Below are 4186 nucleotides of genomic sequence, written 5' to 3' on the forward strand. Positions count from 1 at the left end.
TATTGTAATAATAACAACACTTATTGTTCTATATAGAGAAAGAAGGGTTGTCGATCCAAGAATCCTTGAAAACATCCAAATCCCAAGTTTTTTAACCGTCTCCATATTTTTAGGAACTACAGTATTATTGTCTTGGTCTTTAAGATACTGGATGAATTTTGCTGAAATGCTAGCGATGAACTTGATGCTTTTTCCAGCTATTTTAATTTCTGTTGTTCACTTTTTTAAGAAAAATACAGTTCCCGAATTTCGTTGGGGAATATCAACCAGTATGATTTTACCCATTTTTTTAATGAGTCAAACTTGGAACACTTTACCTGTAGATAGTACTCAGGTAAAGAGCTACGACTTTTTCAAAGTTGGTTACTCTACTGGTGATTATTTTTCGAGTTCATTTTACAATTCTTCATCTGGCAATTCTGGATGCGATGGTAATTATCAATATTTTGCATTTGAATCCGAATATTCTGTTGGAGGTTTGGGTATAGGAAGAGCCAAAATCAATGAGAATGGAATTCTAACTTATGGAGTCAATTTATCTTATGGTCAATTGAAAGAAAATAATTTAGATCCTACCATATTAACTGAAAATAAAAAAACACTTTTTTCTGTAAATCCTTATGTGAAAAAAGATTGGAAATGGGTTGGACTTGGGGGCGGACTTCACATGGGAAGTTTAGGCTGGAATGCTTTTACAGAAAAAGAAGTGAATGGATCGAACACTTCAACACTGATAGTAAATTCGCCGGTTTATATTCAATCTTACTTGCGAATTGGACCTGAAAAGTACTTTTTTATTGATGGAGGCGTTTCAAACAGCTTACCTAGTCCATTTCCGGGGATGAGATTTGAAGGAGCATTAGGATCAGGATTTGGACTACCCCAAGGAAACAAGTTTAGGGTTGGAACAAGCGACTTAGGTACATTTGTTCAAGGTCAAGCAATTATTAAGAGAAGATATTTATTAAACCTTACCTATCAATTTTCAAATCCAACAGAATTATCGTTCCCAGGATATAATAATCCTAGAAATAGTCAAATTTTATTAAACTTTGAATACCGATTCAATTTCAAAAAATGATGAATAAAATAGACTTAGACTTCTCATTGACACTAAAAAGTCGATTTGAAATAATTCTTATAAAAAAACCCTCCAAATTTCTTCGAAGGGTTCGTATTTCGTCATTCGTATTTCAAATTTATATCTTCGGCAGTTCCCAGCCATTATGATATTGAGCCTTTATTAATCGGTTTGCTTCTTTATCAGTAAATTGATTTTTTGTAGCATCCCAATAAACTTTCTTACCAGTCTTATAAGCAATATTCCCCATTTGGGCATTGATAGCTGCAATACTGCCCGTCTGAATAGCACAGTTTAATAAGCTTGGATCATTTGCTTTGACTGCTTCTACAAAATTAACGGCATGTAAATCCAATGCATTTCCTTCACCTCTGGTATGAGGTACTTCTTCCACTTTTGGAACTCTATTTCCGTCTACTGTTTCATTTTCAGGAATCACCTTCCATCCTCCTCGATTCACTACCAAAGTTGCATTATTTCCTATAAATGCAATTCCTTCTGTGGTTCCATAATTACCTCCATCGATTCCTGTTGCATGTTCCCAAAGCATATTGAATCCATCGTATTCGTATACTGTCTGTAGCGTATCAGGAGTCTCTGAGCCATCATCAGGATAAGCAAATTTACCACCGGAAGCCATCACTGATTTTGGAGCACTTACTCCCATCGCATAGAGCGCTATATCTATCTCATGTACTCCCCAATCTGTCATCAACCCTCCTGCATAATCCCAAAACCAACGAAAATTGAAATGGAATCGATTCGGGTTAAATGGACGATCAGGAGCAGGGCCTAGCCACATTTTATAATCAACACCTGCCGGAGGTGCCTGGTTAGGTAATACTGGAACAGGTTTCATCCATCCTTGATATGCCCAACATTTTACCAATCGGATTTGTCCTAGTTTGCCTGATTTTACATAATCAATTGCCTGAGCATATTGGGAACCTGAGCGTTGCCATTGTCCAACTTGCACTACTTTACCATATCGTTCTTGGGCTTTCACCATTAGCTGGCATTCCTCTATCGTATTTGCTATAGGCTTTTCTACATAAACATTTTTCCCAGCTGATACTGCATCACACATAACCAGACAATGCCAATGGTCTGGGGTTCCTACAATTACAATATCGATATCAGGATCTTCTAAAAGCTTCCTGTAATCTTTATACAATTTGGGTCTTGTACCTCTTTGTTTAAAAACATCTTCACTTCTTCTATCAAGCACACTTTGATCGACATCGGCAATCGCTACACAATTCACTTCTGGAAGTTTCAAATGTGCATTCATATTGGACCAACCCATTCCGTTGGCTCCAATAAGACCATAATTAAGTTGATCAGCAGGTTTAACTTTTCTAGTATATCGCCCAAAATCTGCAGCAGTCAAAATATTTGGCATACTTAATCCAGCTCCTACCAGAATGGAATTTTGAATAAATCGTCTTCTTGATGACATGGTTATAGGGTTTATTAAGGATAGATAAAAAAAGGAACAGAATAAGCTATTCTGTTCCTTTTGATTGATTAATTAGAGTTTACGAACCCAGATATTTCTAAATCTTACCGGATTGCCATGGTCTTGAAGTTTGATCGGCAATTCTTCTGGATGAGCTTTATAGTTAGGAATACCGATATATTCGGTTGGTCCTTTTAAAGTCACATGATTTTGCACCAAAACGCCATTCATTAAAACTGTCACAGTTGCAGGAGAGGTAACAATTCCATCTTTATTGAATCTTGGTGCTTTAAAAATAATATCATAGTAGTTCCATTGACCTGCTGGTCTCAATGCCATAGCCAATGGTGGATGTTGCTTGTAAATACTACCCGCCTGACCATTTGTGTAAGTCTTACTTTCATAGCTATCTAAAACTTGTACTTCATACAATCCCATAAGGAAGAAACCAGAATTACCTCTGCCTTGCCCCTCTCCTACAATTTCAGTTGGAGCTGACCATTCCACATGGTATTGAGCATCTCCAAAAGGTAGCTTGGATTGTATATCTCCTTTTCCCCTGGTTACAACTAACTCTCCGTTTTCAATGGTCCATTCAGCGGGACTTGAACCGTCTCTAGCACTGACAAAACCATTTAAACTTGTACCATCAAACAGAACGATAGCATCAGAAGGAGGTGCTGTATTATTCGCACCGGGAGTAACCTTAGGAGGAACAGGAGTATAAAATTCTGTTGCCTCGGGTTTCATTGGTGGTGGAGTTTTCTCTTGGGCACAAGCAAAAAAGCAAATACTAAAAGTAAATAAGGTTAGCGCCAGGGTCAGCGATGTCTTTTTCATATAATAGATTATTTTGGATAGATATTAATGTTGATAATTTACTCCAATTTGACATCAATCAAAAAACCATTGATGGATTTTTGCCTTTTTTCCACAAATTCTATTCGAAATTGAAATAAATTGGAAGCATGAAAAAATCTCTACTAGCTTTACTTCTTGGGACTTTTCTTTGCTTCAACAGTCAAGCACAAGAAAATTATTTCTTCCCGGGAGAAAAATTCGATCCTTCAATTCCATCACCCTCAGAATTCTTGGGTTACAAAATTGGCGAATGGCATACACGCTATGATTTGATCGTCAAATATTTCGAAAAACTCGATGAGTTGTCTGAAATGGCAGAATTAAAAACGATAGGGTATACTCACGAACTTCGGCCTAAAATAATCCTGACCATTGCTTCTGAAGCAAACATGGGAAATTTGGAAGAAATCAGGTTAAAACAACTTCAATTGGCGGATCCTAGCCAACCCAAGCCAGATGTGAGTTCAATGCCTTCCATCATCCATCAGGGATATGGTGTTCATGGAAATGAACCCTCTTCTGCTGAAGCGGCTATGCTGACTGCTTATTGGCTCTTGGCATCACAGTCTGATCTTGCTAAAGATTTAAGACAAAATGCGGTCGTTCATTTTGATCCAACTGTCAATCCTGATGGGAGAGATAGACATAGCCACTGGGCAAATACAAACAAAGGCTTTCCTCCTGTTGCGGATCCACTTGACAGAGAACATAATGAAGTATGGCCTGGAGGGAGAACGAACCATTATTGGTTTGACTTGAATAGAGATTGGCTTCCATTAGCTCAT

The 4186-nt window shown here is 37.6% G+C and carries 4 protein-coding genes; 2 read left to right on the forward strand and 2 right to left on the reverse strand.

The window, feature by feature from the left end:
• Nucleotides 1-1081: hypothetical protein (locus tag Q0L68_RS17220; RefSeq protein WP_296705501.1), on the forward strand; the 1081-nt coding region annotated here is incomplete at its 5' end.
• A gap of 118 nt (nucleotides 1082-1199) precedes the next feature.
• Here Q0L68_RS17220 and Q0L68_RS17225 read toward each other — a convergent pair.
• Both Q0L68_RS17225 and Q0L68_RS17230 read right to left on the reverse strand, forming a co-directional pair.
• A complete protein-coding gene (locus Q0L68_RS17225; protein ID WP_296705502.1) occupies nucleotides 1200-2540 on the reverse strand; it encodes a Gfo/Idh/MocA family oxidoreductase in 1341 nt (446 codons plus the stop codon).
• Between the two features lie 72 nt (nucleotides 2541-2612).
• Entirely contained in the window at nucleotides 2613-3380 is a 768-nt protein-coding gene (locus Q0L68_RS17230) for a DUF1080 domain-containing protein (protein ID WP_296705503.1), read from the reverse strand.
• Nucleotides 3381-3508: 128 nt separating this feature from the next.
• Between Q0L68_RS17230 and Q0L68_RS17235 the strand changes: the two genes are divergently transcribed.
• Nucleotides 3509-4186 (forward strand): M14 family zinc carboxypeptidase (locus Q0L68_RS17235; protein WP_296705504.1); only part of this gene is annotated, 678 nt, incomplete at its 3' end.

Origin of the sequence: Algoriphagus sp. (assembly GCF_024642405.1) — a bacterium.
GTDB lineage: Bacteria > Bacteroidota > Bacteroidia > Cytophagales > Cyclobacteriaceae > Algoriphagus.

Bases quoted from the DNA above. Each gene is read 5' to 3' on its own strand.
- Q0L68_RS17225 (WP_296705502.1), bottom strand. From the start codon at position 2,540: ATGTCATCAAGAAGACGATTTATTCAAAATTCCATTCTGGTAGGAGCT.
- Q0L68_RS17230 (WP_296705503.1), bottom strand. From the start codon at position 3,380: ATGAAAAAGACATCGCTGACCCTGGCGCTAACCTTATTTACTTTTAGT.